Annotated in this window: 5 protein-coding genes; 4 read left to right on the top strand and 1 reads right to left on the bottom strand. The window is 35.5% G+C overall.

Translation table 11 applies throughout. The features are described from left to right. Positions 1–1,164: 1,164 nt before the first annotated feature. Genes CWB66_RS22985 through CWB66_RS16560 form a run of 4 tightly spaced genes read left to right on the top strand, consistent with a single transcriptional unit; the run spans position 1,165 to position 2,589 of the window. Positions 1,165–1,296, top strand: a complete 132-nt coding sequence (locus CWB66_RS22985; protein ID WP_289508509.1) for a hypothetical protein — start codon at positions 1,165–1,167, stop codon at positions 1,294–1,296. A 24-nt stretch (positions 1,297–1,320) separates the two neighbouring features. Continuing rightward, positions 1,321–1,716 (top strand): type II toxin-antitoxin system YafO family toxin, encoded by a 396-nt coding sequence (locus CWB66_RS16550; protein WP_138586221.1) that lies wholly within the window; start codon positions 1,321–1,323, stop codon positions 1,714–1,716. Positions 1,717–1,729: 13 nt separating this feature from the next. Further along, the gene (locus tag CWB66_RS16555; RefSeq protein ID WP_138586222.1) at positions 1,730–1,999 is read left to right on the top strand and encodes a hypothetical protein; all 270 of its coding nucleotides are present in this window, start codon (positions 1,730–1,732) and stop codon (positions 1,997–1,999) included. Beyond that, positions 1,984–2,589 carry a hypothetical protein gene (locus CWB66_RS16560; RefSeq protein ID WP_138586223.1) on the top strand — a complete coding sequence of 202 codons (606 nt, stop codon included), beginning with the start codon at positions 1,984–1,986 and terminating at the stop codon, positions 2,587–2,589. Before CWB66_RS16555 ends, CWB66_RS16560 begins: the two co-directional genes overlap by 16 nt. 469 nt (positions 2,590–3,058) lie before the next feature. Here the strand turns inward: CWB66_RS16560 and CWB66_RS16565 are convergent, their stop codons facing one another. After that, complete coding sequence (locus CWB66_RS16565) at positions 3,059–4,051, bottom strand: Fic family protein (RefSeq protein WP_138586224.1); 993 nt, start codon at positions 4,049–4,051, stop codon at positions 3,059–3,061. Positions 4,052–4,216 lie beyond the last annotated feature (165 nt).

The raw sequence follows: 4,216 nt of genomic DNA on the forward strand, positions 1-4,216 counted from the left end.
TGAAGTGTTGGCAAAGTGAAAAGAAGTGTATCAACGTGCTAAGGAGCAAACGCCTGAGCGCTGGAGTGGTGACATCCGCAACTGGGATTTACCAGAGAAAGTGCACCTAAACCCCGAACGTGAAATCGTCAACGTGGAGAGTGCATAACGTAGTGATCGCGACAACTAGTTTGACAAACACCGTTTGCTCCTTTTATTTTAATTCCAGCGTTGTATGCCAGCTTATCAAGATCTTCGATGAATCTATCTGACGGCATTTCAAAGTTCGGAGATATTGAGTAATGCCAACACTTTTTCCTTGCCATATAATGATCTTTGGTAATTATTAATTCTGAGGGAACAAAATTAAACTAAATTAAACTAAATTAAACTAGACAGCCACTTTAAATTGTACAAATAATATTGTGCTATTAAATTTACTTTTTTGGCTAAGCGATTATTATTCTTGAACTTAAATCACGCACATAAAAATGACTGCATAATTGCAGTTTTGACTTTTTACTGAGTAGTTTAAAAATTATGCGAGTAGCTTTTTACAGTTACTGATATTCGCTCGCCGCTTTTGGTTTAAGTTTCCAGCGTAACATTTTTGTGAGGATGGCCTGCCTACCAAGCCATGAAACACAGGTGTAAATTGTGTGGTGAGTTTTAACCAGTTTTCAAGGGAAAATTTGAGATGGCTGACTGTATAATTGCTATGTGTAATTGACGGCCTGAACCAATTTAAATTGCTCCCATAAAAAAACCCGCAACTTGATTGCTCAAGTTGCGGGTTTTTTATGGTTTTTAGATAACGAATCTAAAAACCATTATTGGTGGAGCTGGGGGGATTTGAACCCCCGTCCGAAAAGCCTCGATTGTTACATGTAACCAGTAAAAACAGGTGCTTACTTGTAAATCATAGACTTAGTTACTTATAGTATCTTTTAAAGTCTTGTGTAATCTTTTAAGTTTGGGCATTATCGCTGGGCTAAACGGTACTGCAACTACTTGTAGTCAAAAAGGTCTTTGCAGCATGTTAAAGATATAAATTAATTGCTACCCTAAAATTATTACTAGATGCATTAGCTATAACTGGTTGCCTTGTTTAAGCAGAAGTCTATGTAATTTAGAATAACATTGATAAAATTCGTGAAATAAATTTAATGATAAAGGAATAACATTATGAATAGTAGTAAAACCACATTAGTTAAAAAAGAGAAGCTAGTTGTTAATAGTAATCAAAAAGCACAACTTAGTGATTATGAATTAAGTAAAATAGCCTCAAGAATCGAAGATGAAGTAAGCGACAGTTAAAATTTTTGAAGTGAAGTAAAGTATATGGATATACGCGTTTTTGTAAGTGAAGAAGTAAAAACAAGCTCCTCACAACCAGTATTAAAAAAAATTGTTGATGAATTTAAATTATACAAAAGTGGACAAGGAAGGCCAGCCCACTTTGGTCGAGATGTACCTTATGACTTTCCATTTTCAGTCAGAGAGTCAGGGCTTGCTCATGTTCACTTAAAAGATTCAACATCAAAAAATTGGCATTTGAAAAAAGTATCATTTAGCAAAACGAGCAATACAGCTTTAATTTACTGCCAAGGTGCTGTTCAAAAAAACTGTTACTTCCTAATCTCAATTTTAGAAAATGCACATGAAACATATCGAGTTAAACCTTTATATTTAGAGTACTTAGCAGAGAGAGCTGAAGTGTTTAGAGAAAAATTTTAGATAGGGAGTATTTATGAAAAATATCAATTGGTTTACTGATGAACCATCAGAAATAGGTCTTCACTTTGTAGCTGTAAAATATGGTGAAGGAGCTGGCACATTCGATTTTATAGAGTGGAATGGTACTAAATGGTTAACTGAATATGAAGGTGAAGTTATCGCATATACTACACTGGAGGGTTTAATAAGAGATAGCGATATTGCATGGCCTGAAGAAATAAAAGAAGTGACTACCAAAACAGACTCAAACTTAGATACTAGCAGCCTATGGAAAGAGATATAAAGCAAAAGTTTAATAAAGCATATGGCTTTAATGTAAATCCTGATTTATATCTTTATCTTAATGAAACAGGTTTCGAGCAAACGATGCAATTAACACAAGGCCAAATTTTACTTTTTGATGGTCATTCCATGAAAGATAATTGGCGCACTCTGGGAGTTAATTGGCTTATTGATGAATATAATAAAGACGCAGCACTTCAAATACCTGATATTGCTGGATTAGGCTCTACGTCTTATGTTTTATCAAAAGAAGTTAAAGCAATAATGGAACCTAGTTTAGGAGATAATATTGAGTATCTTAATTGCGATTTAAATGGTGTAACTTGGTATGCGCTAAACCTCATTGGTTTTGAAGATGTTATAAACCATGAGCTTACTGAGCATAATTATAATAAACGGGGTGAAATCAAAATGATAAAGCCGTTTAAGCGATTAGTTATAGACAAGTCGAAAGTAGAAAATACGGCTTTGTTTCGCGCAAAAGAAACTGGTTTGAGTTATATAACTACAGATGCAAAAAATAGTTTTTACTCTCTAGTTAAAGAGCATAATTTTACAGGGATTGACTTTCATGAAATAGAAGTTATTTAACAGAATAAGTGATGACTTATATTTGATCTGAGCTGCTGAATTTGATCCGTAATCAGCAGCTCAGAGAAAAACTAAATTAAACTAGACAGCCACTTTAATTGTACAAATAATATTGTGCTATTAAATTTACTTTTTTGGCCAAGCGTTTATCTCTTTTTATATAGCTACCGCGCCTTATGTATTAAATAAGCCATTATTATTCTTAAACTTAAATTACGCACATAAAAATGACTGCATAATTGCAGTTTTGACTTTTTACTGAGTAGTTTAAAAATTATGCGAGTAGCTTTTTGCAGTTACTGATATTCGCTCGCCGCTTTTGGTTTAAGTTTTCAGCGTAACGTTTTTGCGAGGCTGGCCTGCTTACTAAGCCATGAAATGACTTGCGAAAGTATGCCTTAAAACATGGCGACACTGCCCTTTTGTGAATTAACATCCATTTTATTTACAGCAGTTATTTAGCTCTTTGCTATTGTTTTACTTGCCAATAGCCTGTTTTCTTTGCGCCTATGCGGGTTATTAATCCTACGTCTTTTAAAACTTTTATGCGTCTCTCTATGGTACTTTGCGACTTACCAGATTTTTCAGCAAGCTGTGCATTGGTCATATAGCGGTCTTGTTCGATAAACGCCAAAATGACTTTATCAACGTCAGATAGTTTTAAACCCTCACTTAAACCCGCATTTAAACCCTCAGTTTCTGACGTTTTAGCCTCAGTTATTGCATCAAAAATCATTTGTAACATGAACTCAATGAATGGAGCGCTATCGGTTTGCTGGGTGCTTTGGCGAATAGCGAGGTAGTAGTCGTCTTGATGTTGATGCACCATACTTTCAACAGGAATATTAATAAACACGTCATGCCATTTAGACAGTATCAACATTTGCCATAAACGCCCTACTCGGCCGTTACCATCTGAAAACGGGTGAATAAATTCAAACTCATAATGAAATACACAACTGGCAACAAGTGGGTGAACATCACTACTTTCTAGCCATTCTAATAGTTCAGCCATTAATTTTGGTACACGTTCAGCTTGCGGTGCCATGTGTACAACTTGCTCACCCGACATAACACCTACACCTTCTTGACGGTACATGCCTGCATCGTTAACTAAGCCTACCATCATCAGTAAATGCGCACTTAAAAGATCTGAAGGGTTTGTTGGCTGCCACTGAGTTAGCGCGTCATAACTATTAATCGCGTTATGCGCTTCTTGCACCTCTTTAGGTGGGGCTATAATACGTTTACCATCCAAAATAGCGGTTATCTGCTGCTGCGTTAAGGTACTTCCCTCAATCGCAAGTGAGCCTTGCACGGTTCGCATGCGGTTAACCTTACGTAAACGCAGTAACTGGGCTTGCTCTTGTTGCACTGTGAGTCGACCAATAGACTCACCAATTTTGGCAACTAACGTGAGTGTTTTATTTGATAGTGTAAAAGGCGGTGCGTATTTGGCCATTTTGTATGTTCATTAATTAGGTTATTAAATTGAGTAGTGGTTATACCAATTTTATTAAAAACATGATCATTCTAGCGTATTAAATAACTCACTAACTACGTTAAAAATTATTTATATAGAACAACTATGTATCATAATTTTAGCCTTGCTATTGATCTATTTTAT

Origin of the sequence: Pseudoalteromonas sp. S558, from assembly GCF_005886635.1 — a bacterium.
In the GTDB taxonomy this organism is placed as follows: Bacteria; Pseudomonadota; Gammaproteobacteria; order Enterobacterales; family Alteromonadaceae; genus Pseudoalteromonas; species Pseudoalteromonas aliena.